Source organism: Variovorax sp. GW531-E2 (assembly GCF_059423125.1).
Genome location: NZ_JBWKXQ010000001.1, coordinates 178,696 through 204,630, shown reverse-complemented (window position 1 = coordinate 204,630; position 25,935 = coordinate 178,696). Strand labels below are relative to the sequence as shown.

24 protein-coding genes are annotated in these 25,935 nt (G+C 68.0%); 6 read left to right on the top strand and 18 right to left on the bottom strand.

Going from position 1 to position 25,935, the window contains the following annotated elements:
- Positions 1-25: 25 nt before the first annotated feature.
- The 7 genes from cpaB to AC07XP_RS00790 form a co-directional block, all read right to left on the bottom strand.
- A complete protein-coding gene (cpaB, locus tag AC07XP_RS00820; RefSeq protein ID WP_492696767.1) occupies positions 26-865 on the bottom strand; it encodes a Flp pilus assembly protein CpaB in 840 nt (279 codons plus the stop codon).
- Between the two features lie 33 nt (positions 866-898).
- Positions 899-1,483, bottom strand: a complete 585-nt coding sequence (locus tag AC07XP_RS00815) for an A24 family peptidase (protein WP_492696766.1) — start codon at positions 1,481-1,483, stop codon at positions 899-901.
- 16 nt (positions 1,484-1,499) lie between these two features.
- On the bottom strand, positions 1,500-1,646 hold the full coding sequence (locus AC07XP_RS00810; RefSeq protein ID WP_167395048.1) for a hypothetical protein: 147 nt from the start codon (positions 1,644-1,646) through the stop codon (positions 1,500-1,502).
- A 210-nt stretch (positions 1,647-1,856) separates the two neighbouring features.
- Positions 1,857-3,074 (bottom strand): CaiB/BaiF CoA transferase family protein, encoded by a 1,218-nt coding sequence (locus tag AC07XP_RS00805; RefSeq protein ID WP_495263496.1) that lies wholly within the window; start codon positions 3,072-3,074, stop codon positions 1,857-1,859.
- Positions 3,074-4,042 carry a Bug family tripartite tricarboxylate transporter substrate binding protein gene (locus AC07XP_RS00800; RefSeq protein WP_495263495.1) on the bottom strand — a complete coding sequence of 323 codons (969 nt, stop codon included), beginning with the start codon at positions 4,040-4,042 and terminating at the stop codon, positions 3,074-3,076. Before AC07XP_RS00800 ends, AC07XP_RS00805 begins: the two co-directional genes overlap by 1 nt.
- A 34-nt stretch (positions 4,043-4,076) precedes the next feature.
- Positions 4,077-5,216 (bottom strand): acyl-CoA dehydrogenase family protein, encoded by a 1,140-nt coding sequence (locus AC07XP_RS00795; RefSeq protein WP_495263494.1) that lies wholly within the window; start codon positions 5,214-5,216, stop codon positions 4,077-4,079.
- Positions 5,213-6,370 (bottom strand): acyl-CoA dehydrogenase family protein, encoded by a 1,158-nt coding sequence (locus AC07XP_RS00790; RefSeq protein ID WP_495263493.1) that lies wholly within the window; start codon positions 6,368-6,370, stop codon positions 5,213-5,215. Before AC07XP_RS00790 ends, AC07XP_RS00795 begins: the two co-directional genes overlap by 4 nt.
- A gap of 109 nt (positions 6,371-6,479) precedes the next feature.
- On the opposite strand from AC07XP_RS00790, the gene AC07XP_RS00785 reads away from it, so the two are divergent.
- From AC07XP_RS00785 to AC07XP_RS00770, 4 genes are all read left to right on the top strand, one after another.
- Positions 6,480-7,277, top strand: a complete 798-nt coding sequence (locus tag AC07XP_RS00785; protein WP_240531139.1) for an IclR family transcriptional regulator — start codon at positions 6,480-6,482, stop codon at positions 7,275-7,277.
- A 144-nt stretch (positions 7,278-7,421) separates the two neighbouring features.
- Positions 7,422-7,922: a sigma-70 family RNA polymerase sigma factor gene (locus tag AC07XP_RS00780; protein ID WP_307693269.1), complete on the top strand. Its 501-nt coding sequence runs from the start codon at positions 7,422-7,424 to the stop codon at positions 7,920-7,922.
- Positions 7,919-8,899 (top strand): FecR domain-containing protein, encoded by a 981-nt coding sequence (locus AC07XP_RS00775; RefSeq protein ID WP_495263492.1) that lies wholly within the window; start codon positions 7,919-7,921, stop codon positions 8,897-8,899. Before AC07XP_RS00780 ends, AC07XP_RS00775 begins: the two co-directional genes overlap by 4 nt.
- Before the next feature lie 183 nt (positions 8,900-9,082).
- Positions 9,083-11,518: a TonB-dependent siderophore receptor gene (locus AC07XP_RS00770; RefSeq protein ID WP_495263491.1), complete on the top strand. Its 2,436-nt coding sequence runs from the start codon at positions 9,083-9,085 to the stop codon at positions 11,516-11,518.
- 45 nt (positions 11,519-11,563) lie between these two features.
- Here AC07XP_RS00770 and AC07XP_RS00765 read toward each other — a convergent pair whose 3' ends face one another.
- Positions 11,564-12,451 (bottom strand): hypothetical protein, encoded by an 888-nt coding sequence (locus tag AC07XP_RS00765; protein ID WP_447745344.1) that lies wholly within the window; start codon positions 12,449-12,451, stop codon positions 11,564-11,566.
- Positions 12,452-12,755: 304 nt separating this feature from the next.
- Between AC07XP_RS00765 and AC07XP_RS00760 the strand changes: the two genes are divergently transcribed.
- Positions 12,756-13,055 (top strand): hypothetical protein, encoded by a 300-nt coding sequence (locus tag AC07XP_RS00760; RefSeq protein ID WP_495263490.1) that lies wholly within the window; start codon positions 12,756-12,758, stop codon positions 13,053-13,055.
- A gap of 89 nt (positions 13,056-13,144) precedes the next feature.
- Here the strand turns inward: AC07XP_RS00760 and AC07XP_RS00755 are convergent, their stop codons facing one another.
- From AC07XP_RS00755 to AC07XP_RS00720, 8 genes are all read right to left on the bottom strand, one after another.
- Entirely contained in the window at positions 13,145-15,016 is a 1,872-nt protein-coding gene (locus AC07XP_RS00755) for an ATP-binding response regulator (RefSeq protein ID WP_495263489.1), read from the bottom strand.
- A 56-nt stretch (positions 15,017-15,072) separates the two neighbouring features.
- Positions 15,073-15,750: a response regulator transcription factor gene (locus AC07XP_RS00750; protein ID WP_495263488.1), complete on the bottom strand. Its 678-nt coding sequence runs from the start codon at positions 15,748-15,750 to the stop codon at positions 15,073-15,075.
- A gap of 65 nt (positions 15,751-15,815) precedes the next feature.
- On the bottom strand, positions 15,816-16,802 hold the full coding sequence (locus AC07XP_RS00745; RefSeq protein ID WP_495263487.1) for a Bug family tripartite tricarboxylate transporter substrate binding protein: 987 nt from the start codon (positions 16,800-16,802) through the stop codon (positions 15,816-15,818).
- On the bottom strand, positions 16,799-17,248 hold the full coding sequence (locus AC07XP_RS00740; protein WP_495263486.1) for a GAF domain-containing protein: 450 nt from the start codon (positions 17,246-17,248) through the stop codon (positions 16,799-16,801). The genes AC07XP_RS00745 and AC07XP_RS00740 overlap by 4 nt, the downstream gene beginning before the upstream one ends.
- A gap of 5 nt (positions 17,249-17,253) precedes the next feature.
- Entirely contained in the window at positions 17,254-17,460 is a 207-nt protein-coding gene (locus tag AC07XP_RS00735; protein ID WP_495263485.1) for a hypothetical protein, read from the bottom strand.
- Positions 17,461-17,466: 6 nt separating this feature from the next.
- Positions 17,467-18,228 (bottom strand): Bug family tripartite tricarboxylate transporter substrate binding protein, encoded by a 762-nt coding sequence (locus AC07XP_RS00730; protein WP_495263484.1) that lies wholly within the window; start codon positions 18,226-18,228, stop codon positions 17,467-17,469.
- A gap of 41 nt (positions 18,229-18,269) precedes the next feature.
- Positions 18,270-19,460, bottom strand: coding sequence for a M24 family metallopeptidase (locus AC07XP_RS00725; protein ID WP_495263483.1), 1,191 nt, complete (start codon positions 19,458-19,460; stop codon positions 18,270-18,272).
- A gap of 63 nt (positions 19,461-19,523) precedes the next feature.
- Positions 19,524-20,765, bottom strand: coding sequence for a metal-dependent hydrolase family protein (locus tag AC07XP_RS00720; protein WP_495263482.1), 1,242 nt, complete (start codon positions 20,763-20,765; stop codon positions 19,524-19,526).
- 134 nt (positions 20,766-20,899) lie between these two features.
- Between AC07XP_RS00720 and AC07XP_RS00715 the strand changes: the two genes are divergently transcribed.
- A complete protein-coding gene (locus AC07XP_RS00715) occupies positions 20,900-21,856 on the top strand; it encodes a LysR family transcriptional regulator (protein ID WP_495263481.1) in 957 nt (318 codons plus the stop codon).
- Here the strand turns inward: AC07XP_RS00715 and AC07XP_RS00710 are convergent.
- Positions 21,834-22,190: a hypothetical protein gene (locus AC07XP_RS00710; protein WP_495263480.1), complete on the bottom strand. Its 357-nt coding sequence runs from the start codon at positions 22,188-22,190 to the stop codon at positions 21,834-21,836. The two genes, AC07XP_RS00715 and AC07XP_RS00710, sit on opposite strands and share 23 nt — an antisense overlap.
- 86 nt (positions 22,191-22,276) lie before the next feature.
- Positions 22,277-25,885, bottom strand: a complete 3,609-nt coding sequence (locus tag AC07XP_RS00705) for an indolepyruvate ferredoxin oxidoreductase family protein (protein WP_495263479.1) — start codon at positions 25,883-25,885, stop codon at positions 22,277-22,279.
- Positions 25,886-25,935: the final 50 nt, after the last annotated feature.

The following is a 25,935-nucleotide window of genomic DNA, read 5'->3' as shown; positions in this document are numbered from 1 at the left end:
ACTTGGTGTTCCTCCTGATGGACGATCAGAAACAGGTGAGCGAGCGGCCTGTGTGCTGGATCACTTCCACGCACTCGGAGGCTCGCGGCGTGGCGGGACCTGCCAGCCGCACCCGCGGGCGGGCCGGAGCCGCCGCGGTGGAGACCGGCACGATGTCCTTCTTCTCGCCGAACAGCTGCCCCTTGGTGATGCCCAGGGTGGCGACCGTGGTCTTGTCCATCTGGTTGCGCAGCACGAGCGACAGGGTGCCCACGCTGCGTGCCAGGTCGAGCTTCTCGGAGTCTTCGAGCGAAAGCTCGAGCGTCACCGCGCTCACGACCTTCGGCTTGGTGTCGTCGCGGTTGGCCTCCTGGGCCACCGCCAGCACCAGCACCTTCTCGAGCACGGTCTTGCTGATCTGCAGCGCGTCTTCGCCGCGCCCTTTGTCCTGCTGGGCGTTGACCATCACGTCGACGTAGTTGCCCGGCAGCGCGAAGCCCGCCACGCCGACGACGTCATTGACGCGCACCGTCATGGCCCGCTTGCCGCTGGCGATCACTGCCGACAGCCCGCCCTGCGTGCCCACCGGCGCCAGCTTGCCCTCGATGAGCGCTTCGCCGCGCAGCACGCCGACCTTCACCACGCGGTCGTTCAGCGCCTTGATGTCGCTGAAAGAGCCGTTCGGCACCGAGCCGCTGGGCCAGTCGACCGTGGACAGCATCTGCGCGTTGACGCGGCTGCCCAGGTCGATGTCGACGGCGGCCACCACGACCTTGTTGGACGCGATGCCGCCTTGTCGCGAGATCCAGCCGGTCGCGTAGACCGCGGCCGCCAGCCCGAACAGCAGGGCCAGAAAGATCAGCCCGATCGCCTTGATGTTCTTCATACGAACCTCCGCCAGGGGTGAAACATGTAGGAGCTAGACAAAGCCCAGCTGGTGCGCCAGCACTTGGACCACCGTGCCCGCCGCAATGCAGACGCCGTAGGGCAACTTGCCCACAGACTGGCCCGCCTGCAGGCGCCCGTCGGGCCGCATGCCCGCGATGCTGGAAATGACCATGCCCTGCGCCGTGGCCTTGACGTTGCCAAGCATGTGGACCAGGCGGCGGCGATGGATCGCGAAGGCCAGCGCCGCGACGCCGCCCGCGATGAAAGTGAAGAGCAAGGCCATCAGCGTCTGCTGGGGCCCCAGGAAGGCCCCGGTCATCGCCATCAGCTTGACGTCGCCGGCGCCCATGATCCCGAGCGCATAGAACGGCAGCATCGCGGCGAAGCCCACGGCCAGGCCACCGAATGCACTCGCCGCGCCCGACGCCGGCGTGCGTGCCGCCATCGTTCCGTAGATGAGGGCGAAGCACGCGCCGCCGAAGGTCAGCCAGTTGGGAATGCGATAAGAGCGCCAGTCGCTGACAGCCGCCACGCCGAGCAGCGCGAAGAGCGCCAGCATGCGGATGTCGGTGGCCAGCATCGCGAGCAGTTCGAGAACAGCGTTGAATTCCTGCATGGCGGGCTCCCCGTGTTCAGGCACTGCGCCGCAGGGCGAGCACCAGCAAAATGGCCACGACCATCACCAGCGCACCGATCAGCGCAACCTCCATGAACGACATGCCGGCGTCTTCGCGCAGCAGGCTCAGGGCGGTTCTCGGCAGAACTTCGAGCGGTTCCATGCGGTGTCCCCGGTGATCGTGGCCGGCCGAAGCCGCTGGCCTTCCCGGCGTGGGAAGAAGCGTTCGGCATGGGGATGACTGTAGGAATCGCACCGCTTTCGCACATGAGCGGAGCGCCCTTTTCTGGGGGAGTCAGGTGTCCCGCGACGGCACGGGGGCAGGCATGACAAAACGCCTACCCGGCAGGGCAGGCGAAAGCGCAGGCGCGCTTCAGATCACCTGCGCGTCGCGCAGCGCTGCGAGCTGTGCCTCGCCCAGGCCCAGTGCGCGATACACCTCGGCGTTGTGCTGCCCCGTGCGCGGCCCCGTGGCGGCCGGGCGAACGCCGTCGCGCCCCACGAAGCGCGGCACGGCCGCCGGTGCCGGCACGGTGCCGAACTGCTCGTCGGGCACGTCGATGAAGGCGCCGCGTGCCTGCATGTGCGGGTCGGCCCGCAGGTCGGCGATCGAATACACCTTGCTGTAGGGCACGTCTTCGCGGTCCAGCCGCGCGGCCAGCTCCGCGAACGGCAGGCTGGCGCACCAGTCAGCCAGGATGCGGTCCAGCGCCTCGAGGTGGCGGATGCGCGCGGCGTTGTCGGCAAAGCGTGCGTCGGTGAGCAGGTCGTCGCGACCGATGGCGCGGCAGATGCGCGCGAAGATCGGCCCGCCCGTGCCCACCAGCGTGAACCACACGCCGTCGAACGCGCGGAACACGTTGGATGGCGCGGTGTAGGTGGCGCGCGAGCCCGTGCGCTCGCGCACGACCCCGCCGATGCGGTGCTCGGCCGCCAGCGGATCGAGCAGGCGCGACATCGCCTCGGTGGCCGACAGGTCGATCTCGGCGCCCCGCTGCTGCGCGCGCGGCAGCGCGTTGCGCTCTGCCAATGCAGTGCTGATGGCAAAGGCGCCGAAGAGGCCCGCCACCACGTCGCCCAGCGGATAGTTCATGTGCTGCGGCGGACCATCGGGCTCGCCGGTCAGGTGCGTGAAGCCGCTCATCGCTTCGAAGATGCGGGCAAAGCCCGGCCGGCGCGCATACGGGCCGGTCTGGCCGAAGCCCGTGAGGCGCAGCACGATGAGGCGCGGGTTGGCCGCGTGCAGCGTGGCGATGTCCAGGCCCCACGCATCGAGCGTGCCGGTGCGGAAGTTTTCCACCAGCACGTCGAAGCCGGCGATGAGCCGCAGGAACAGCGCGCGGCCCTCGGGCTTGCGCACGTCCAGCGAGATGCCCTTCTTGCCGCGGTTCGCGGTCTTCCAGAACAGCGGATGGCCCTCGTGCACCGGCGTGAGCCCGCGCAGCGGATCGCCGCCGCCCGGCAGTTCGAGCTTGACGACGTCGGCGCCCATGTCGCCGCACAGCGTGGCCGAGAACGGCGCGGCGAGCACGGTCGCCATGTCGAGGATGCGCACCCCGTGCAGGGGCGCGTGGTCAGACGGCTGGCCCATCAGTTGCCCTTCAGGTCGACGCGCTTGAGCACCGGGTCCCACAGCTTGCGGTCGGCGGCGATGCGCTGGCCGTAGGCGGGCAGCGACGGATCGAGCGCGGCCGCGCCCAGCTTGGCCAGCTTGTCCTTCACCGCGGGCAAGGCCTTGGCCAATGCCGCGCGCAGCGGACGCATCACGGCATCGGGCGTGCCCTTGGGCGCGACGATGCCGACCCACAGGCCGCTGTCGAAGCCCTGCAGGCCCAGCTCGGCGAAGGTGGGCACGTCGGGCGCCGAGGGCGAGCGCGTGCGGCCGGTCTGCGCCAGGATGCGGATCTGCCCGCTGCTCATGTAGGGCAGCGTGCCGCCGAGGTTGTTGCACATCACCGGGATGTGGCCGGCGATCAGGTCGTTCACCGCCGGCGCGTTCCCCTTGTAGGGCACGTGCTGCATCTTGATGCCGGCCTGGTGGTTGATCATTTCGCACACCAGGTGCGAGGGCGTGCTCGGGCCCGCGGAGCCAAAGGCGAGTTGGCCGGGCTTGGCCTTGTCGGCGGCAATGAGCTCGGGCAGCTTCTGGTACGGCGTCTTCGCGTTGACCGCGATCACGTTGGGCAAGTCGGCCACCAGGCCCACGGGCACGAAGTCGTCCACCGGGTTCCAGGTGAGGCCCTTGTGCACGTAGGGCAGGAAGATGTTGGTCAGGCCCGCCATGAGCAGCGTGTAGCCGTCGGGCGCGGACTTCGCCACGAGCTCCGAGCCGATGAGGCTGCCGGCGCCGGGCTTGTTCTCCACGATGACCGGCTGGCCCAGCGCATGGCCCAGCTCCAGCGCCACCTCGCGCGCCACCAGGTCGGTGCTGCCGCCGGCGGGGAAAGGCACGACCAGTTTCACGGGGCGGTCGGGGAAGGCAGCCAGCGCCAGCGAACCGGCCAGGCTGAGTACGAAGCCTGCGGTCAGGTGCGAAAGTTTCTTGATCAAGGACGTCATCGTCAGTCTCCAGTTTCTCTGTGTGTTCAGCGTGTCAGTGCGTGAGGAAGCGGCGCCCGAGCGTGGCGCGGTGCAGCTCGGAGGCGCCGTCGTAGATACGGAAAGGCCGCAGCTCGCGCACGATGAGGGCGATGGGTGCGTCTTCCGACATGCCCAGCGCACCGCACATCTGCGCCGCGCGGTCGGCCACGCGGTTCAGGGCTTCGGACACGAAGACCTTCGTCATCGCCGACTCGGTCTTCACCGACAGGCCCTCGTCCATGCGGCGCGCGCAATCCAGGCTCATGAGCCGGCTGGCATGCAGGTCGATGTGGCAGTCGGCCACCATCGCCTGGACCTGCTGCAGGTCGGCCAGCCGATCGCCGAAGGACGTGCGCTCGCACACGTAGGCCTGCGCGATCTCGAGCGCGCGCCGCGCACGGCCCATGAGCCGCAGGCAGTGCGACAGGCGCGCGGGCTCCAGCCGCTGCTGCGCCGCCACGAAGCCCGAGCCCACCTCGCCCAACACCGCGTCGGCGCCCACGCGGCAGGCAGTGAAGCGCAGCTCGCCATGGCCGCCCACGGCGAAGGGGTCGATGGCGCGGATGGCGCGCACCAGCGAAAGGCCCGGGTGGTCCATGTCCACGATGAACTGGGTGGGCCCTTCGTCCGTCTGCGCCAGCACGATGCAGAAGGCCGCGCCCACCGCACCGGTGATGAACCACTTGTGGCCGTCGATGACCCAGCCGTCACCCTCGCGCCGCGCGGTGGTGCGCAGCATCGACGGGTCGGAGCCTGCGCCGGGCGCCGGCTCGGTCATCGCGAAGCACGAGCGGATGCGGCCCTCGGCCAAGGGCCGCAGGTAGCGCTGCTGTTGCGCGGGCGTGCCCTGGCGCAGCAGGCTGATCATGTTGGGCTGATCGGGCGCGGCGCAGTTCAGCGCGGCCGGGCCCAGGTAGCTGCGACCGGCCTCCTCGAACACCGCCGCGCGCTCGACCCACGACAGGCCCAGCCCGCCCTCCTCCACCGGCATCTGCGGCAGGTACAGGCCCAGCTCGCGCGCGACCGGACGCAACTGCGACAGCGCCGCATCCATCGCCCGCGGGTCGTGCACATGGGCATTCGATTCGAGCGGGATGCAATGCCGCTCGACGAAGTCGCGCACCCGTGCCGCGAGGTCGGTGCGCAGGTTCATCGCGCGCCCGCCTCGCGCAGCGCCAGCTTGGCGATGTTGAGCTGGTGGATCTGGCTCGTGCCCTCGTACAGGCGGAACAGGCGCACGTCGCGGTAGTAGCGCTCGATGGGGCTGAAGTCGGCCACGTAGCCCGAGCCACCGAACATCTGCACCGCGCGGTCGGCCACGCGGCCGCACATCTCCGACGCGAAGTACTTGCACATCGAGGCCGACAGGGCCACGTCCTCGCCGCGATCGCGTGCACGCGCCGCCTCGAGGATCATCGAACGCGCCGCGTAGATCTCGGTGCGGCTGTCGGCGATCATGGCCTGCACCAGCTGGAAGTCGGCCACCGCCTGGCCGAACTGGTTGCGGCTGCTGGTGTGCGCCATGGCCAGGTCCAGCATGCGGATCGCCGGGCCCGTGCACAGCGCCGCCAGGTGCAGGCGCTGCTTGTTGAGCACCTTCATCACCGTCTGGAAGCCCATGCCCTCGCGCCCGCCGATGAGCTGGTCGGCGTGCACGCGGCATTCATTGAAATGCACGTCCGACACGAAGGAGCCGGCCTGGCCCATCATGCGGTAGGGCTCGCCCGTCGTGAGGCCCGGCCCGCGCTCGACCAGGAACGCCGACACGCCCTTGCTGCCCTTCGAGCCGTCTTCGGTGCGGGCGATGACGGTGAACACATCGGCCACCGGTGCGTTGGTGATGAAGCGCTTGCTGCCGTTGAGCACGTAGTGGTCGCCCTCGCGGCGCGCGGTGGTCTGCACGTTGCTCGCCTCCGAGCCCGCCTCGGGCTCCGTGAGCGCCAGGCAGCCGGTGAGCTCGCCCGTGGCCATGCGCGGCAGCCAGCGCTGCTTCTGCGCCTCGGTGCCATCGGCCACCAGCGCTTCGGAGCCGATTCCCGTGTTGGTGCCCACGCGGGCGCGCAGCGCCACCGACGACTGCGACAGCTCCATCGCGCACAGCACCAGCTCCTCGGTCGTGAGGCCCAGGCCGCCGTACGCCTCGGGAATGCTCCAGCCGAAGTAGCCCTTGCGCCGCAGCTCGTCGACCACGTCGGGCGGGATGTCGTTGTCGCGGCTGACCTGGTCTTCCAGCGGATGCCAGCGTTCGCGAACGAACGCGCGGATGTCGGCCCGCAGGGCCTCGAAGTGGGGGATATCTCGGATCATGGTGGCCGCGACTGTAGGAAGCAGGTCCACAATTGCTGGCACTGAATTTCAATCATTGAAACTGCAATTCACTCCCATGCCCCGCCCTGTCCAGAATCGCCGCCAGCCCATGAAGCATTCCGACGACCTGCGCCGGGTGCGGGACGAAGACCCGTACATCGCCGGCACCCTGGCCAAGGGCCTGCTCATCCTGCAGACCTTTGTCGGCGACCCGCGCGCGCACGCCAACAGCGAGTTCGCGGCCAAGCTCGGCCTGTCGCGCCCCACCGTCTCGCGCCTGTGCCGCACCTTGCTGACCATGGGTTTCCTGGACCACGACGAACGCCTGGACCGCTACTTCATCGGCCCCGCCGCCGTGGCGCTGTGCTACCCCTACGTCATCAACACGCCCATGCTGGCCCTGCTGCGCCCGGCCATGCAGCAGCTGGCCGACCGCGTCGAGGGCGCGGTGTCGGTCGGCGTGACCAGCGACCTCGACGTGGTCTACCTGGAAACCTGCGCCCACGAGGGCGGCACCCTCAAGCGCCCCGGCGTGGGCGCCGTGCGCGGCATCGTCGAAACCGCCATGGGGCGTGCGTGGCTCGCGCAGTTGCCCGCGGGTGAGCGCCAGGAGTTCCTGGCCCGCGTGAAGCACGAGCGGCCCGACGAGCACGCGCGTTGCCTCGAAGGCGTGCGCGAGAGCGTGGCGCACTACGGCAAGCGCGGCTTCGCGATCAATCTTGGGGATTCAGGTTTTGGCGTGCTTGCCGCGGGCGCCGCGGCGCGCATCCGCTATGGGCCGCGCCGGCTCCTGTTCAATTGCGCGGTGCCGGGATTCCGCTGGAAGAAGGCGCAGCTGCTGGACACCATCGGGCCGGGGTTGATGCAGCTGGTGGAGGCGGCGGATCGGCAGTCGGGGTTGCGGTGAGGGGGTGCGGATTGCGGGATTCGTGATCCGCACCGGGACGGCGTCTGGCTGCATTGCGCAGCAACGCCGAACGCTCGCGCAGCGCGCCAGGCCGCGATGCTCTTAAAATGAGAGTAATTCTCAATTGCATCGCCTTCCCTCTTCATGCCTTCCGCCGACACCCACACCGTGCACGCGCTCTACACCGAGCATCACGGCTGGCTCAGCACGTGGCTGCGCCGGCGCCTGGGCTGTGCGCACAGCGCCGCCGACCTGGCGCAGGACACCTTCGTTCGCGTCCTGCTGCGACCGCAGGTGCTGCCCACGTTGCGGGAGCCGCGCGCCTACCTGACGACGCTGGCCAAGGGCGTGGTCAGCGAACACTGGCGCCGGCAGGCCCTGGAGCGCGCGTACATCGATGCGCTCGCGCAGGTGCCCGAGGCGCTGGCGCTGTCGCCCGAAGACCGCCTGCAGCTGCTGCAGACGCTGGACGCCATCGACGCGATGCTGGACGGCCTGCCGCCCAAGGCGCGCGAGGCTTTCGTGCTGTCGCAGCTCGAAGGCCTGACCTACGCGCAGATCGCCCAGCGGCTGGCGATCAGCGAACGCACCGTCAAGCGCCACATGGCCCTGGGCTTCGCGCATTGCCTGGCGCTGGTGGAATGAGCGCACGGCCACCCGCATCCGCACCCGACAGCGCCGCGCTGGGCGAGGCCGCGCAATGGCTGGTGCGGCTGCACTCCGGCCGGGCAGGCGAAGCGGACCACGCGGCCTGCGCGGCCTGGCGCCATGCGGACCCGGCGCACGAGCGTGCATGGCAGCGTGCCGAGCGCCTGTCGCAACAGTTCGGCGCCGTGCCGGCGAACATCGGCGTGCCGGTGCTGGCGCGCCAGGCACGCGGCAACCGAAGGGCCGCGCTGCGCACGCTGGCCGTCCTGGCGACTGCCGCGCCGGCCGCCTGGCTCGCCTGGCGCCTGGCGCCGTGGGACAGCTGGACCGCCGACCACGCCACCGCCACCGGTGAACGGCGCGACGTGCGGCTGGCCGACGGCAGCCGCGTGCTGCTCGACACCGGCAGCGCGATCGACGTGCGCATCGACGGCACGCAACGCACGGTACGGCTGCGCGCGGGCGCCATCCGGGTCACGACCGCGGCCGACGCGCGCCCCTTCATCGTGGAAACGGTGCAGGGCCGGCTGCGCGCGCTCGGCACGCGCTTCACCGTGCGCCTGGGCGACGACGCGCACGAGACCGCATCGCCCGATGTGCGTCTGGCGGTCACCGAGGGCGCGGTCGAGGTCACCTTGCGCGGCGCGTCGTCGCCTGCGGGGATCGTTGCGGCCGGCCGGCAGACCGTGTTGAACGCCCAGGGCGCCTCGGCCCTCACCGCCGTCTCGCCCGAGAGCCAGGCGTGGACACAGGGCGTGCTCTACGCCGAGAACATGCGCCTGGCCGACTTCTGCGCCGAGCTGTCGCGCTACCGGCCAGGCCTGCTGCACTGCAGCCCGGAGGTGGCGAACCTGCGCCTGTCCGGTGCGTTCCAGCTGCGCGATACCGACTACGTGCTGTCGATGGTGGCCACCACACTGCCCGTACAGGTGCTCACGCGCACCCGGTGGTGGGTGACGGTGGTGCCGGCCTGAGATGAAAAATTTTTCGCCGATCCCTGTCCCTTTTTGAAGCCTGGTCGGGCAAGCCATGGAGCCGTGCTGCGAGTACGGCAAGAACAGGACCACCGAACCATGGCATTGCCCTCCTCCCGCACCGCGCCCATGCGGCCACTTTCCCTTTGCATGCCCGCGCGCCCGAGCGCCGTGACCCACGGCGTGAGAACCCTCTGCCTGGCCTTCGCGCTCGCCGCTTCAGGCGCCGCGACCGCACAGGCGAACCCGCCGGCAGCCGCCACCGCGGCCTACGACATCCCCGCAGGCGCACTGGGCCCGGCGCTGTCTCGCTTCGCCGCACAGGCCGGCGTCACGCTGTCCTTCGAACCCTCGCTGACAGAAGGCCGCCGCACCGGTGGATTGCGCGGCACCCATGCGGTCGGCGACGGCTTTTCGCGACTGCTCGCGGGCACCGGCCTCGAAGCGGTCGCACGCGCGGGCGGCGGCTACACGCTGCGTCATCCGGCACCCGGCGCGACCCCATCGGCCGCACCCGCGGACGCGCAGAGCAACCTGCTCAGTGAAGTGCGCGTCACGGCGCAGGCCGAGCGCAGCGCGATCACCGAGGGCTCGGGGTCGTATGCCAGCCGCATCGTCACCGTCGGCAAGGGCGAGCAGACACTCAAGGAGATCCCCCAGTCGGTCACGGTGGTCACGCGCCAAAAGATGGACGACCAGAACCTGCACACCATCGACGACGTGCTGGCCCAGACCACGGGCATCACGATGTACGACAGCCCGATGGGCGGGCGCTATGTCTACTCCCGGGGCTTCCGCGTGGACAGCTACCAGTACGACGGGGTGAACCGCGCCTTCTACTATCCCCAGGCCAACAGCTTCACGAGCAGTGCCGCCACGCTGGATCGCGTGGAGGTGGTGCGCGGCGCCACGGGCCTGCTGCAAGGGGCCGGCTCGCCCAGCGCCACGATCAACATGGTGCGCAAGCGTCCGACGGCCGACAAGCAGTTGCAGTTCTCGGCCAGCGCGGGTTCATGGAACAACTACCGCGCGGAGGTCGACGCCAGCGGCCCCCTGAACGAAGCCGGCACGCTGCGCGGCCGCGTCGTCGCGAGCGGCAACGACCGCGACTACTTCTACGACACCGCGAAGAGCCGCACTGGCGTGCTGTACGGCGTGCTCGCCGCCGACATCGGGCCGCAGACCGTGCTCACCCTCGGCGTCAGCCACGAAAAACTGCGCGCCACCCCGTTCTTCCAGGGCTTGCCGAGCTACAGCAACGGTGCCGACCTGCACCTGCGCCGGTCGACCTACCTGGCGGCCGACTGGAACCGCTGGAAAAGCGCACAGACCTCGGCGTTCGCCGAACTCGCGCACCGCTTCGATGCCGACTGGTCGCTCAAGGTCACCGCCGGCTACGTGCGCGAGCAGCAGGACATCAAGTACGCCTTCCCGCTGGGTGCCGTGAATCCGGTGACCCTGGCGGGCAACGTGATGTACGGCGGCCTGTTCGATTTCAAGACCGACAACAAGACACTCGACCTCGCCGTCGACGGCAAATTCGACGCCTTCGGCAGAAGGCACTCGGTGAGCTTCGGCGCCAACACCGGACGCATGTTCAACCACAGCGACTTCTCGCTGATGCAATTGGCGGGCGTTGCCAACAACGTCTTCGCACCGGTCTCGGCGATTGCCGAGCCGAGCGACGCGACCTTCGTCGCCAGGCGCTACCGCGGCGGCGACACCGAGACACGCATCACCCAATCGGGCGCCTACGGTGTCGCACGCCTGAGCCTCAGCGATCCGTTGACGCTGGTCGCCGGCGCCCGCGTCACGCGTTACCGGGCCAGCGATCGCGACCGCATCACCGGCGACCCGGCGACCGCGCCCTATCGCGAAAACGGCGTTCTGACGCCCTATGGCGGACTCATCTACGCCCTGACTCCGCAATGGTCGGCGTACGTGAGCTATGCCGACATCTTCCAGCCACAGAACGCGATGACCGCCGCCGGCGACATGCTGCCTCCCGTCAAGGGCCGCAACTACGAGGCGGGCCTGAAGGGCGAGCTGCTCGACGGCAAGGTCAACGCTTCGCTGGCGCTGTTCCGACTCGACCAGAACAACCGGGCGCAGGAAGACCTGGTCAATGTCTGCACGAGGAGCACCTACTGCTCCGTGTCCACCGGCAAGGTGCGCAGCGAGGGACTCGACGCGGAGATCAGCGGCGAAGTGGCGCGCGGGTGGCAGGTGTTCGCGGGCTACACGTTCAACCACTTCAAGTACCTGAACGACACGGCCAATGCCGGCATCGATTTCGCCAGCACGTATTCGCCCAAGCACATGGTGCGCGTGTGGACCGAGTACCGCCTGCCCGGCGCGCTGAACGCCTGGACGCTGGGCGGCGGCGTGAACTTCCAGACCGCGAGTTCACGCACCACGGGCGCGATCAAGCTGGAGCAGGCCTCGTATGCGGTCTGGAGCGCGCGCGTTGCCTACCAGATCAACCGCAACTGGTCGGCCGCACTGAACGTGAACAACCTGTTCGACAAGACCTACTACCAGACCGTCGGCGCGCCGGCCTGGGGCAATGTCTACGGCGAACCGCGCAGCGCCATGGTGACCTTGCGCGGCAACTTCTAGACAGGATGGCCGCCTGCCCAGGCAGGCGGCCCCCATGCCAGATGTCTAGGGGAAAAGAACGGCGCCTCCGCGATTGAGGTCCGCCAGCAATGCGCCCTGAACATAGACCGCATAGTCGGCGAAGAACATCGCGGCGCCCCCGCTCGCTCCGGTAGGAACACTCAGGCCGGCGTAGAAAAATCCTTGGCTCGCCTGGTCATTGAGTCGCGCGAGTCCTTCGGTCGTATTGATATCGACCGGGCCTCCAGGCATTTCATCCGAGAAGCGATAGGCCACCGCCGCGGGCTTGCTGCTGTCGAGTTCGTAGGTATTGAAAACGCCTCGGACGGGCTGTCCGCTGCGGTTCGCAAAGTACTCGAAATAGCCCCTGTAGCGGAATCCGCTTTGACCGCGGCTGGTGAGTTGCGGCTTGGGATCGGAGACGATGGGTTCGAACGCGTAACTGTAGGTCGCCCCTGCGGCTGCAGAGCTTTTGACGACGATCGCATTCACGCTCGGGCTGAGACCCAGTTCCGTATTCAGGAAGCGATAGCCTTCCTGTCCCCACGCATTCAACTGTGCAATGAAGTCTGCCGGCATCATCAGATCGAAGCTGAACTTCCGATAGGTGTAGGTGACGGGCTGACTTTCGTTCTTGACCAGGATGAAGCTGGCCTTGCGGATGGCGTTGAGGGAATCGTCCAGGGTGTGCGTCTCCCCCACCAGGTGGTGCAGCACATAGCCTTTGGCGCCCTCGTCTTCCAACCGCTGCAGCAGCGCGTTGCTGGCCCCGTCCCAGCCATCGCGACCGGAGAAGGTGAGCGTGAATTCCTTGTAGCTGTATTTGTCGTTGGCGGCTTGCGGATTGACATACAGCGAATTGCTTCCCACGGGACGCATGCGGACACTGCCCTTGGCGCCCTGGTCGTTCAGTTGCTGCACGACGGCCGGCACGGATGCAATGTAGGAATCCTTGTCCCCGTCCCAGGCGGACGGGAGCGTCTCATATTGCGCGGGTGCGGGTGTTCCGGGTTCCTGGGTTCCAGGTTCCTGCGTTCCTGGGCCTGGCGTTCCAGGCCCCTGCGTCCCGGGCCCTTGCGTTCCAGGACCTTGTGTTCCGGGGTCGTCCGTTCCAGGCCCGATAAGCCCCACGGGGAAGCCACCTCCACCTCCGCCCCCGCTGCCACCCCCACATGCCGCAAGCATCAAGGCGACTGCCGTTGCAGCAGCCACTGCAGATTTTCTGAATTTCATTCCCTTGCCTTTCAATTTTGTCGAAGCCAATGCTGCCGAGATGGCAACGTTGTCCATGGCGATCGGGCCTCCCAGCGTGGCCCGTCATATCGCCGTCGACGTTTGTATGGCTGGCGGGAGAAATTCCCCCATGCCGAAAGTCACACAACCTGAAAGCTATTGGAAATTGATATTTGGTTTTGAGGCAGTTATGACTAATGCGAACCATGAGATCGGAAGAGAGACGGCGTCTTCTTTTTCCAATATCGAGAGGATGCACGTGACGATTCTGGATTCTCCTTCCCGATCTATTCTTCTCACCTGACTTTGAAAAGGAACGTCTTGGCAAGGCGTCTCTGAAACTGGAATCGACCCACCAGGCGAACAGCTCCGTGGCAATGACACGGCAGACAATCAGGTCACCGGCGACGGGTCTCTGAAGTAGCGGGTCGCCGGAGAAAAAATCCGCGTCTTCCCCGTGACGGATGTCAGTTCCGCCATCGCCTGCAGGAGCGCAGCGGCGCTCACCGGCTTGAACAGCATCGGCACCCCCGATGACTGTGCACGCCGCAGTTGCTGCGGGGCCGTCTCGCCAGTTATCAGCAGAAGGGGAATGTCGAGCTGAAAGCGCTCGAGCAAGCGCAGGCCGACCTCGAGTCCATCTCCCCCGTCGGCCAGCCGGTAGTCGCACAAGAGCATCGAGAACGGAAGGCTTTTCGCATCCGGGTGCGTCAATGCTTCGACCGCATGCGATTCGTCCGTCACAGCCACCACATCGACGGCGTGCGCGCGCAGCAGTGCCGCCATGGCCAGGCGAATCTCCGCTTCATCGTCGATCAGCAGCACCGGCCCGGGCAGGTTCGGTGCAGAAAGGCTGCGATGCGCGGGCATCTCCAGTTCATCGAGCAGCAGTTCGGCCGGCGCGGTGATCGCTGCCTCGGCTTGCGGCAGGACCACGCGGAAATGCGTGCCACGTCCCGGTCGCGAGTGCACCTCGATCGGGTGAGACATCAGGTGCGACAGGCGCTGGACGATCGACAGCCCGATTCCGAGTCCGCGCGCCCGGTCGCGGCCCGGGTTGTCGACCTGATAGAACTCCTCGAAGATGCGGCTCAACTGCTCAGGCGCAATGCCGACGCCGGTGTCGCGAACCTCCAGCCACACCTTGTCGCCTCGCCGCCGCGCGACCACGCTCACACCGCCCTCGTGGGTGTACTTCAAGGCGTTGTCGACCAGATTCGAAAGCAGGCGGAACAGCAGCTGGATGTCGCTGCGCACCCACATGCCACTGGCACGGATGCGCAATTGCAGACCCTTCTGCTCAGCGTAGGGGGTGAAGGTCTGGTTGAGGACAAGAAGCAGCGCATCGAGTTCCAGTGCCTGCGGTTCAGACACGACGACGCCTGCATCGAGATGCGACACGTCGAGCATGGTGTCCAGTGACGCGCCGAGCGCGTCGACGGCGCGCATCAGGCGTTTGGCATTCGTTCTTTCAGGATGGTCGTGCAGTGCGGTTTCCATGGCCGCGCCGAACAGTGCAATGGCATGCATCGGCTGGCGCAGGTCGTGACTGGCCGCGGCAAGAAAGCGGGTCTTTTCCGCGCTGGCGCGCTCCACGGCGGCGATGCGTTCGCGCAACTGTGCCGCCAGCATCTCGTTCTCGAACTGCAACATCAAGGAGGCTGTCAGCCGCTTGTTCTGCTTCACCCCTTCGTGCAGTGTCAGTACCAGATTGGCGAAACTGAAGAGCGCCAGAAACCAGTGCAGCGTGCCACCGTGCCAGATCAAGGCAAGAATCAGCCCGCCCATCACGGGGATGCCGCAGCCGAACATGGCCCCCTTGATCGGCCAACGGGCCTGAATGGCCCGGGTCCAACTGACCATGATCACGACGATCACAACGGTCGTCATTGCCGGGCTCTGGATGAGCACGAGGAACAAGGCGCATGGCAGCGCCGTGGTCACGCTGACCAGCGTGACGATCCACGTGTAGCGGCGCGCCCAATGGTGGCTTTCGGACAAGGGGACATCCGGCGTCCACCGCGGCGCAAGCAAGGCATACAGATTCATCGACACGACGGCGGCGACCATACCGATCACCAGCAGGTGGTGGGTCGAATCGATGTTGAAGTAGCCGAAGATGCCAATGGCAATGGCGAAGCCGATGTGCGCACAGGTGGCCGTCGTGTGCGCGGCATACACCGAGGCCAGGTGTTCGCGGAGCACCCGATGGTCCAGATCGGCGGCCGCCGGGGCCTGATGCATCGACCGGGCAGCGTCATTCATGAATTGGCCCTTCGTTCTTGTTTCTTCGACGATCGCGTTGCACCTCCTGCGGTGAATCAACGCAGGCTGCTGATCAGTTCCGCGCGCGATTGCACACCGAACAGCAAGAGGATCGTCGAAACATAGTTCTTCACCGTGCCTTCGCGCAACTCGGCCAACAGTGCGATCTCCTTGTTGGACTTGCCTTCGAGAATCATCTGCAGCACACGCGCCTGGCTTCCTGTCAGCGAACTCAGGGCGCCACCGGCGCAACGGCGGGGTGCCCGCGCAACCCACCTGGACGTACCTGGCAGGCCATCGACAACGTCCCGCCCGAGCAGGCCGCAGGCACGGATGAAGCTCACCACCTCCTTGAGGTTGGCCGACTTCGGCAAGAATGCGCTGGCGCCCTGAGCCAACGCACTTTGCGCAATGGCGTTCTGGGCCAGCGCGGTGGCGCCGGCGCCCGACAACGCGACCACGCGGGCCTGCGGATAACGCTGGAGAAAAACGGACACGCCGCTCAAGCCTCGTGTGTCAGGAAGTGCCAGATCGAGCAACACCAGCCCGATGCTCGCCTGAGAGCGCTCGTACACAGCCAGTGCCTGCGCCATGCTGTTGGCTTCGAAGACCTCGACCGCCGGCCCGTCGGGCGAGGCCTGCGCCTGGAGCAAGGCACGCACGCCCAGGCGCACCAGGTCGTGGTCGTCCACGATCAGGATGGCGGACGCCCGGGTCGACGCAGGAATGCTCATGGCGCGCATGTTAGGGTCATGCGCCGCCGGCCGAAAGTGACGAAAGTCAACTCGTCAGCAGACCTTTACTCCTTTTTCAGCCCGATCTGCAGCGCAATCTGCCCAAACCGCGCAAGGTCTGACCGGGCCCGCGCCGCTGCCTCAGAGGGCGAACTGCCAACCGGCATCCACCCCGCGTCAATCAACCTCTTCCGCGTCTCAGGCCGCGCCATGCCCTGAACGATCACCGCGTTGAGCCTGTCGACGATGGCCTGCGGCGTACCCTTGGGCGCGGCCAGTCCGAACCATCCCGAGGTCACGAAGCCGGGCAAGCCGGCCTCCTGCGCCGTGGGCACGCCGGGCAGCGATTCGCTGCGCTCGCGCGTCGTGACGAACAGCGCGCGCACCTTGCCGGCCTGCACGTTCGCAACCTGCGCGGCGGCGTTGTCGATCATGGCGTCGATGTGGCCGCCCAGCAGGTCGGCGATGGCGCCCGTGCCGCCCTTGTAGGGAACGACGTTGGCCGAGATGCCGGCCTCCTTCATGAACATCATCTGCGTCAGGTGGGCCTGCGTGCCCACGCCTGCATTCGCGAACGAGATCTTTCCCGGATTCGCCTTGGCATGCGCGATGAATTCCTTGAGGGTGCGTGCGGGAAAGTCCGGCCTTGTCACGACCACGAAGGGAATGTCGACCAGGATCGTGATGGGCGCCAGGTCTTCCACCGGCTTGTACTTCAGGTCGTACAGGTAGGGATTGACGGCCATCGTTCCGCTGGCCACGAGCACCAGCGTGTGCCCGTCCGGGTTGGCGCGCACGGCCTGCTGCAGCGCCATCGATCCACCGGCGCCCGGCTTCGCGTCGACGATGACCGGCTGGCCGAGCGCCTTGGCCATGAGGTCCGCGATCTGCCGTGTCATGGCGTCGGTGGCACCGCCTGCCGCATAGGGAAACACGATGGTGATCGGCTTGCTAGGGTAGCCCGGGCCGGCTGCACGCGCCGCGGTGGCGAGCGATGCCGCACACAGGGACACGGCAGCATTCAGCACGAAGGTTCGGCGATGGATCGTCATGCGGGCATCTCAACGTATCGGAGCGAAAGAAGCAAGGGCGCAGCCTGTTCGGCGAAGCGCATCAGCGCGGGCACCATGTCGGGCTGGTACCAGTGTTCCTGATGCAGGAGGTTCAGGGAACCGACAGTGCAGCCGTCGTGCCGGATCGGCACATTGATGGCAGACCGGCAGCCGAGCGCGTCGATCAGCGCATGGTCCGGGAACGCGCGGCGGCAGGCTTCCTGATCAACGCAGATGCGCGCCCGGCCGCCCTGCACCACCTCGCGAAAGAAGTCGTTGTCATGGTGCAGTGGCTTGGTACCGCCGCACGGATACGCCACCGGGTCGCTCGTGTACAGGCGCCGGGACGCCGCAAGGCCGGGGTCGACCACCAGCACGGTGAACAGCCGATACCCCGGAAACCGCCGCAGCGCGTGGTCCAGCGCCTCGAAAGAAACCTGCGCCATGTCACTCACTGCGCGATGCCCAGCCGATCGATGATGGGCCCCCAGGCCGCCGACTCGCGCTGCGTGAACTTCAGGACATCTGCTGGCGTCGACTTGACGCCGATCAGCATCTGGCCGGCCAGGCGCTCCTTCATCTCGGGCGTGTCCAGCGCCTTGTTGATCTCGGTGTTGAGCCGCGCGACCGCGTCGCCGGGTGCGCCTGCGCGCGCCACCAGGGACTACCAGCCGGGCACTTCCATGTCGATGCCCAGCTCCTTGAACGTGGGCACGTCGGGCAGTTGCGGCAGTCGCCGCTCGCCGGTCACCGCCAGCGGCACCAGCTTGCCGCTCTTGACCAGCGGCACGACGCCGACGGGGACGGTCGTCATGACCGGCGTGTCGCCCGCCATCACGCTGGTCAGCGCGTTGGGGCCGCCGGCACCGCTGATGGGCACGTGCTGCATCTGGATGCCGGTGCGCGATTTCAGCAGCTCGCTCGCCAGATGGGTGGAGTTGCCGATGCCGGCGGATGCAAAGCTGAGCCGCTGCGGCTCTGCCTTGGCCATCTTGATGAGCTCTGGCAGCGTCTTCACGCCCAGGCTCGGCGACACGACCGTCACGAACGGGGTGTTCGCGATGACAGCGACGCCGGTGAAGTCGCGCGCCGGCTGGTGCCCCAGCGACTTGTACAGGTGCGGGTTCCACGACATGTTCGAGACGCCGGCCAGGAACAGCGTGTAGCCGTCCGCGGGTTGCGAGAGCACATAGGCCGCAGCCAGCGTGCCGTTGGCGCCGGGCCGGTTCTCCACCACGACGCTCTGCCCGATGCTCTTGGCGAGCACATCGGCCAGCGTGCGCGCCAGCGTGTCCGGCCCCGAGCCGGCCGGCTGCGGAACCACCACCTTGATCGGTTTGGAAGGAAAGCCCTGCGCGAAGGCGGGTGCAGCGAGCAGCGAGGCGGCAACGGCCAACGCGGAAAGCATGGTGCGACGGGTGGTCATGATGAAGTCAAGGTCGGTGGTTGCGAAAGGTGTGAGCGGTATCAACCGACGGTGGCGTAGTCGAGCGACTTGGGCGTGGCGGTGAGCACGCGCGGCGTCGCGCCCACCACGACCGTGTCGTCGATGCGAAAGCCCCCCACGCCGTAGACGTACAGGCCGGGCTCGGCCGAATAGACCTCGTTGTCGCGCAGCGGACGCTGGCTGAAAGCCATGTCCTCCGGGTACTCGTGGTGCACGATGCCGATGGCGTGGCCCGTGCGGTGGCGGATGCAGTCGGCAAAGCCGGCGCGCTCGATCACGGCCTGCGCCGCGGCGTCGATCGCGCACACGGGCCGGCCTGTCACGGCCGCGCCGATGGCCGCATCGGTCGCGTCGCGCGCGGCCGTCCACAGCGCCTTCTTCTGGTCGTCGGGGCGCCCGCAGAACCAGGTGCGCTCGTTCTCGATCGTCAGGCCGTTGAGCCGGGGAATCACGATGTTGACCAGCACGTCGCCTTCGCGGATGCGCGCGCCGCAGGAGGCACCGTCGCCGTGCGGCGAGGCCGATGCCGGGCCGCTGAGCGTCCAGCAGCGCACGACCTCGAACTGCTCGCTGGGGAAGCGCTCGGCGGCCTCCTGCACGAACAGGCTGGCCATGGCGCAGTCCATCTCCTGCACCAGGCGGCCCGGCTTGATCGCTTCGCGGTAGCGGTCCTGCAGCCAGTCCGTCAGCCCGGCCATGGCCTGCATGACGGCCAGTTCCTCGGCGTGCTTCTGCCAGCGCAGGCTGCGCACCTCCGCGGTGGCGACGCGCACGTTCAGGTCGGGCAGCAGGCGCTGCACGGCCGCCATCACGCCGCTGCCGGCATCCAGCGCGATGCGCGAGCGGCGCAGGCCGGCGCGGCTCAGGCGCTCGGCGAGGATCTCGGGGAGCTGCGACACGAGCGGCAGGCGGTTGCTCACCATCGGATGCTCGGCATAGAACGTCACGTCCGTGATCCACACCTTGTACGCTTCCATCGAGAAGCGCATGTGGTTCGTGGACAGCTCGTTCATGACCAGGAAGCCCTCGCCCTGGCGCGGCACGACCGCGAAGATCGGCCGCTCCCAGGGCTGCACGTCGGTGTGGAAGTTGGTCGCGAACTGAAAGAAATCCGCGGTGGTGAACACCAGCGCATCGACGGCGAGTTCGTCCATCAACCGGACCATCTGGTCGTGGCGGTACCGCCAGACGGCTTGCGTCAGCTTGGGCATGTGTCGTTTCCTTGAAAGAGCCGGAGGCATCCGGCGGGTTGTCTGAACAGCTCGGGGTGCGGGCTACAGCGCGTCGAACTCGACCACGCCGGCTTTCATCACCAGGGGAATGCGCTCGCCCTGCCCCAGCAGGCAATCGAGATTGCGCATCGGGTCGCCATCGACCAGCAACAGGTCGGCCAGCGCGCCCGGGATCAGCCGGCCGAGCCGGTCGCTCATGCCCAGCACCTCGGCGCCGATCAGCGTGGCGCTGGCGATGATCTCGGCCGGCGACAGCACCTGGGCGCGCAGGCGGAACTCGTCGCTCTGCAGGCGGTGCGACTCGCCCAGCAGGTCGGTGCCGAAGCCCATCTTCACGCCGGCCGACTTGTAGATCTCGAGCGAGCGCAGCCCGGCGCCGCGCACGTCTTCCACCTTGGCCACGCTGGCCGGCGGCAGCCCCAGGGCCGCGCCTTCGTTGGCGAGGGCGTCGTAGGTCACCAGCGTGGGCACCACATAGGCGCCGTGCGCGGCCATGAGCGCGGCGGTGGGTGCATCGACCAGGTTGCCGTGCTCGATCGTGCGCACGCCGCAGCGCACCACGCGCTGGATTGCGGCCGGGGTGTAGGCGTGGGCCAGCACGTAGGTGTTGCGGGCCGCGGCCTCCCCGACGATGGCGCGGATCTCGTCCTCGCTGTAGCCCAGGGCATCGACCGGGTCGGTGGGCGACGCCACGCCGCCGCCGGCCATGATCTTGATCTGGTCTGCGCCCATCTGCAGTTCTTCGCGCACGGCCTTGCGCACGGCGTCCACGCCGTCGGCCACGCGGGCCAGCATGCCCACGCGGGCGCAATTGGGGCACACGGCGTTGGCCACCAGGTAGTCGGAGCGCGCGCGGCCGTCGCCATGGCCGCCGGTCTGGCTCAGTGCGCGACCCGAGACGAACAGGCGCGGCCCCTGCGCCAGCCCCGACTGCACCGCCTGCTTGAACGCATCGCCCGCGCCGGCGGCGTCGCGCACGGTGGTGAAGCCGCGGCGCAGCATGCCGCGCAGGATCGGCAGACTGCGCAGCGTCGCCAGCACGTTGGGCATCAGCGCCTGGCGCTGCAGGTTCAGGTCGACGGCCACCACGTGCACATGCAGGTCGATCAGGCCGGGCATCACGGTCTTGCCTGCGGCGTCGATGACCCGCGCATCGCGCGCCACGATCGGCCGGTCGGACACCTCGCGGATGGTGTCGCCCTCGATCAGGATGTCGTGGCGGTCCTGCAGCTCGGGCTTCAGCGGATCGAGCAGGCGGGCGTTCTTGACGAGGATCTGAGTCATGGGTCTGTTTGCCGGGTTCCGAGGGCATGGGCGGTGAGGAATGACGGGATCGTAGGATCGCGTCACAATTCCGAAAAATTTATATGATGAATCCGCTCCATTGACCGTATGAATGGTTTCAGCCTCCCCTGCCCATGAACTACCGCAACGCCGATCTGAACCTGCTGAAGGTCTTCGAAGCCCTCATGAACGAAGGCAACGTGACGCGCGCCGCGTCCAAGCTGTCGCTGACGCAGCCCACGGTCAGCAACGCGTTGCGCCGGCTGCGCGAGACCTACGGCGACCCTTTGTTCGTGCGCAACGGCGCGGGCATCCGCCCGACGCGGCGCGCCACGGAGTTGTGGGCGCCGCTGGCGCGCTCGCTGCGCACCATCCGGGGCACGCTCGAGGGCGAGAGCTTCGATGCCTCGCAAAGCGACGCACGCCTGACGGTCTCGATGACCGACTACGTGGCCTGCATCGTCGCCCCCCGCCTGCTCGAGCGGCTCGGCGAACTTGCGCCGGGCATGCGCTTGCACACCCACCCCGGCACGGTGGTGGACTTCGGGCAGTCGCTGGACGACAACCGGGCCGACTTCGCCATTGGCGCCTACAACGACGACGTGCAACGCCCCGGCTTCATGCGCTCACGCCGGCTGTGGTCGGTGGACTTCGCCTGCTTCATGCGCAACGACCACCCGCTGGCGAAGCTGGACAAGATTCCGCTGAAGAAATTCCTGGCCGCACGCCACCTCGACGTGAGCCTGGCGGGCCGTGTCGGCGGCGTCTACGACCGCGTGCTGCAAAGCCGCGGCCTGCAGCGCAACCTGGTCAGCACGGTGAGTCACTACTCCGCCGCCTACGAGGCCGTGCGCCGCTCCGACCTGATCGCCGTGCTGCCCTGGTCCGAGGGCCTGGAGACGATGCGCATGACGGGCCTGAAGCGCGTGGCACCACCGCTGGCGGCGCCGGCGCGCACGGTCGAACTGGTCTGGCACGAGCGGCACGAGACCTCGGCACTGCACCAGTGGTTCATTGCTTTGGTCGTCGAGATGCTGGCGCGGGAGCCGGCTGCGCGCACTGCGCGGGCTAAGCCCGGAACCAGATCCTGAGCGTCACGTACATCGCGTAGCCCAAGCCCAGGACGCACCACGCAATGAAAAACATGTTGGCCCAGTACTCACCCGCATGCGCCGCCAGCGTATAGACCTGCCCCACGCACCCCTTGCCGACGCAAGGCACTTCGCCGCGAACCAAGGCGCGCAGCATGGCGAAGAAGAGGTAGCAGGTCACGCCAGCGGTCAGCAGGAATCCGACGGGCCCTACGAGCCCCTGGGTGAGTTCGCCCTTCTCATCGCGATAGCCCTTGCGCAGCAGGTTCTGTCCGTACCGGTACCAGGCATATCCGAGCAGGAGCATCAGGGCGTAGTAGAGGAAGGCGCGCATGGGTCCTGTGATCGTCGGGGTGTGGCGGGCGTGAGTGCTTCGGCAATGATCGTAGCCGAGCAACTCACGCGCGCCACCCGCGCCCGCTACCGCGCGCTGGCCACGATGGCGATGCCCCGAATCTGCCCGGCGCTGGGCGCGTCCACCGGCTTCGCGTAGCGCGACGGCGCAAAGCGGTGCAGCAGTTCGGCCTCGCGCAGGCGCGCCGAATCCAGGTTCGCCAGCTTCACATGGCCGAAGCCGCGCACCGACAGCGGCAGTGCCGCGATGCGTGCGGCGGTCGGCTGGTTGTCGGGGGTCAGCGCGGTGGCCATCTCCTGCAGCAGGCGATCGAAGTGATCGATCAACGCGCGCTCGGTGCGGCGCTCCGCCGTGTAGCCGAACAGGTCGAAGGGCGTGCCGCGCAGGCGCTTGCCGTGGGCCAGCCACTTCATGGCCGGCAGCATCCATCCACCGAGGCGCACCTTGGCGGGCGCCTGCCCGTGCGCGGGGCGCGAGAGCAGCGGCGGCGCCATGTGGAACTCGAGCTTCAGGTCGCCTTCGAACTGGTCCTTCAGCTTCTGCAGGAACGCGCCGTCGGTGTACAGGCGCGCGACCTCGTACTCGTCCTTGTAGCTCATGAGCTTCAAGAGGCCGCGCGCCGCGTTGCGCGTAAACGGCAGGCTCGCATCGCCGCCCTGCAAGGCGGACTCGACCGCCTGCAGTGCGCGAATGCGCTGCTCGAAGCGCGCGGCCCACGCAGCGTTCTGGTAGCCGGTGAGATGGCGGCGCGCATCGGCGATCAGCGTTTCCAGTGGGCGGTCGTCGACCTGGTGCGCCGCCGCCTCGACCGGTGCCGCACGCAACTGGTCAAGCGCCGCAGGGTCGCCCGCCGCGAGCCGCCCGAGCGAGAACGCTGACTGGTTGGCCGCCACGGCCACGCCGTTGAGTTCGATCGCATGCATGAGCGCCTCGAGGCTCAGCGGCACCAGGCCGCGCTGCCACGCATAGCCGGTGGCCACGATGTTCGCGGCCAGCGTGTCGCCCAGGAATTCCTCGGCCAGGCTCTGCGCATCGAAGGTCTCGACCTGCTCCTCGCCCGCGACGAAGCGCATCTTCTCCAGCAGCAGGTCGACATGCAGGTCGGCATCGGGGTTGCGCAGCGACTCGGCCACGGGAATCTCATGGATGTTCGCGAGCACGCGCGTGCGCCCGTGCCGCACGGTCTGCAGCGCGTCGGCCGAGGCGCCCACCACCACGTCGCACGCGAGGATGGCGTCGGCCTGCTGCGTGTCGATGCGCACCTGGTTCAGCCGCTCGGGCGTGTCGGCCAGCCGCACGAAGCTCAGCACCGAGCCGCCCTTCTGCGCGAAGCCCATGAAGTCGAGCACGCTGGCCGACTTGGCCTCGAGGTGCGCCGCCATCGCGACGACCGCGCCCACCGTCACCACGCCGGTGCCGCCCACGCCGGTCACCAGCAGGTCGTAGGGGCCGGTCCACGCGTGCGGCGCGGGATGCGCGAGCGCGCCCACGCGGTGCAGGAAGGCATCGCGCCCGGCCGCGAGCGCCCCGCTCTTGCGGCGCAGCTTGCCGCCCGTGACGCCCACGAAGCTGGGGCAGAAGCCCTTGGCGCAGGAATAGTCCTTGTTGCAGCTGGTCTGGTCGATCTTGCGCTTGCGGCCCATCGGCGTTTCGTGCGGCAGCACGGCCACGCAGTTGCTCTGCACGGTGCAGTCGCCGCAGCCTTCGCACACGGCCTCGTTGATGAACAGGCGCTTGGGCGGATCGGCCAGCTCGCCCTTCTTGCGGCGGCGGCGCTTCTCGGCGGCGCAGGTCTGCTCGTAGATGAGCACGGTCACGCCGGGCATCTCGCGCAGGCGGCGCTGCACCTCGTCGAGCGCGGCGCGGTCGTGGAACTCGGTGCCCACCGGAAACTTGTTCTTGATGGCGTCGTAGTGATGGATGGCATCGCTCACGACCACCACCTTGGTGACGCCTTCCGACTCCACCTGCCGCGCAATGGCGTCCACGCTGATGACGCCGTCGACCGGCTGGCCGCCCGTCATCGCAACCGCGTCGTTGAACAGGATCTTGTAGGTGAGCGTGGCCTTGGCCGCGACGGCCTGGCGGATCGCGAGGTAGCCCGAGTGGTAGTAGGTGCCGTCGCCCAGGTTCTGGAACACGTGCGGCGTCTTGGTGAACATCGCGTGCGAGATCCAGTCGACGCCCTCGCCGCCCATCTGGATCAGGCCCGCCGTGCTGCGGTCCATCCAGTTGGCCATGAAGTGGCAGCCGATGCCCGCGCGCGCTGTCGAGCCTTCGGGCACCTTGGTGCTGGTGTTGTGCGGGCAGCCGGCGCAGAAGTACGGCAGGCGCTTGACCGCATCGCTCGCGTTGGCCAGCAGCTCGGGCGGCGTGAAGTCGCGCACATGCTGCAGGTGATCGCCCAGGTCGTGGTTCTCGGGAAAGTGCGCGGCCAGCCAGTGCGCGACCAGCTCGATGAGGCGCGAAGGCCGCAGCTCGCCGAGCGCCGACACCAGCGGCTGGCCCGCATGGTCGTGCTTGCCCACGAGCACGGGGCGCGCCTCGGGCGGCGCGTTGTAGAAGATGTCGCGCAGCTGCGTCTCGACCACCGCGCCCTTCTCTTCCACGATGAGGATCTCGCTGAGCCCGCGCGCGAATTCCTTGAGGCGCGTCTGCTCGACCGGAAAGCTCAGGCCCACCTTGTACAGCCGCACACCGGCGCGCGCGAGCTGATCGGGCGAAAGCTCGAGCCGGCGCAGCACCTCCATCAGGTCGTGGTGCGCCTTGCCGCAGGTGACGATGCCGACCTTGGCATGCGGGCTCACGATGACGTGGCGGTCGATGCTGTTGCGTTGAGTGAAGGCGGCCACGGCCGCGAGCTTGTCTTCCAGCCGCGACTCGATGCGCAGCGACGGCAGGTCGGGCCAGCGGTAGTGCAGACCGTCGGGCGGCGCGGCGTGGCCGGTGGCGGCGCGCACGGCATCGGCGTCCTCCCAGGCGGCCACGCGCGTGTTCACCGCATCGAGGTCCACCGTGCCCGCGCTCTCCACGATCTCGGACAGCGCCGCCATGCCGACCCACGCGCCCGAATAGCGCGACAGCTCGTAGCCGTACAGGCCGAACTCCAGGTACTCGGCCACGCTCGCGGGCTGCATCACGGGCATGCGCCAGGCCATGAAGGCGTGGTCGCTCTGGTGCGGCATCGACGACGACACGCAGCCGTGGTCGTCGCCCGCCACCACCAGCACGCCGCCGTGCGGCGACGAGCCATACGCATTGCCGTGCTTGAGCGCATCGCCCGCGCGGTCCACGCCCGGGCCCTTGCCGTACCACATGGCGTACACGCCATCGACGGTCCGCTCGGGGTCGGATTCGACGCGCTGCGTGCCCAGCACCTGCGTGGCCGCGAGTTCCTCGTTCACGGCGGGCACGAAGCGGATGCCGGTCTTCTTGAAGCGCTCGCCGGCCTTCCAGATGGCCTGGTCGACCATGCCCAGCGGCGAGCCGCGGTAGCCGCTGACGAAGCCCTGCGTGTGCAGGCCGCGCGCCGCGTCGCGCTGTTTCTGCATCACCAGGATGCGGATCAGCGCCTGCGTGCCGGTGATGAAGACCGAGCCGGCATCGGCCCAGAGGTTGTCGGAAAGCTGGTAGTCGGGCCGTCGGAGTGCGGTCGCTTCAAGTGGGGCGTTCATGCCCGGAATTGTTCTGCGCTCCCCCAAGTAAGTGTTTCTTCAATACACTG

Coding starts and splice junctions, on each gene's coding strand:
- cpaB (WP_492696767.1), bottom strand. CDS start 865: ATGAAGAACATCAAGGCGATCGGGCTGATCTTTCTGGCCCTGCTGTTC.
- AC07XP_RS00815 (WP_492696766.1), bottom strand. CDS start 1,483: ATGCAGGAATTCAACGCTGTTCTCGAACTGCTCGCGATGCTGGCCACC.
- AC07XP_RS00810 (WP_167395048.1), bottom strand. CDS start 1,646: ATGGAACCGCTCGAAGTTCTGCCGAGAACCGCCCTGAGCCTGCTGCGC.
- AC07XP_RS00805 (WP_495263496.1), bottom strand. CDS start 3,074: ATGGGCCAGCCGTCTGACCACGCGCCCCTGCACGGGGTGCGCATCCTC.
- AC07XP_RS00800 (WP_495263495.1), bottom strand. CDS start 4,042: ATGACGTCCTTGATCAAGAAACTTTCGCACCTGACCGCAGGCTTCGTA.
- AC07XP_RS00795 (WP_495263494.1), bottom strand. CDS start 5,216: ATGAACCTGCGCACCGACCTCGCGGCACGGGTGCGCGACTTCGTCGAG.
- AC07XP_RS00790 (WP_495263493.1), bottom strand. CDS start 6,370: ATGATCCGAGATATCCCCCACTTCGAGGCCCTGCGGGCCGACATCCGC.
- AC07XP_RS00785 (WP_240531139.1), top strand. CDS start 6,480: ATGAAGCATTCCGACGACCTGCGCCGGGTGCGGGACGAAGACCCGTAC.
- AC07XP_RS00780 (WP_307693269.1), top strand. CDS start 7,422: ATGCCTTCCGCCGACACCCACACCGTGCACGCGCTCTACACCGAGCAT.
- AC07XP_RS00775 (WP_495263492.1), top strand. CDS start 7,919: ATGAGCGCACGGCCACCCGCATCCGCACCCGACAGCGCCGCGCTGGGC.
- AC07XP_RS00755 (WP_495263489.1), bottom strand. CDS start 15,016: ATGAATGACGCTGCCCGGTCGATGCATCAGGCCCCGGCGGCCGCCGAT.
- AC07XP_RS00750 (WP_495263488.1), bottom strand. CDS start 15,750: ATGAGCATTCCTGCGTCGACCCGGGCGTCCGCCATCCTGATCGTGGAC.
- AC07XP_RS00745 (WP_495263487.1), bottom strand. CDS start 16,802: ATGACGATCCATCGCCGAACCTTCGTGCTGAATGCTGCCGTGTCCCTG.
- AC07XP_RS00740 (WP_495263486.1), bottom strand. CDS start 17,248: ATGGCGCAGGTTTCTTTCGAGGCGCTGGACCACGCGCTGCGGCGGTTT.
- AC07XP_RS00730 (WP_495263484.1), bottom strand. CDS start 18,228: ATGACCACCCGTCGCACCATGCTTTCCGCGTTGGCCGTTGCCGCCTCG.
- AC07XP_RS00725 (WP_495263483.1), bottom strand. CDS start 19,460: ATGCCCAAGCTGACGCAAGCCGTCTGGCGGTACCGCCACGACCAGATG.
- AC07XP_RS00720 (WP_495263482.1), bottom strand. CDS start 20,765: ATGACTCAGATCCTCGTCAAGAACGCCCGCCTGCTCGATCCGCTGAAG.
- AC07XP_RS00715 (WP_495263481.1), top strand. CDS start 20,900: ATGAACTACCGCAACGCCGATCTGAACCTGCTGAAGGTCTTCGAAGCC.
- AC07XP_RS00710 (WP_495263480.1), bottom strand. CDS start 22,190: ATGCGCGCCTTCCTCTACTACGCCCTGATGCTCCTGCTCGGATATGCC.
- AC07XP_RS00705 (WP_495263479.1), bottom strand. CDS start 25,885: ATGAACGCCCCACTTGAAGCGACCGCACTCCGACGGCCCGACTACCAG.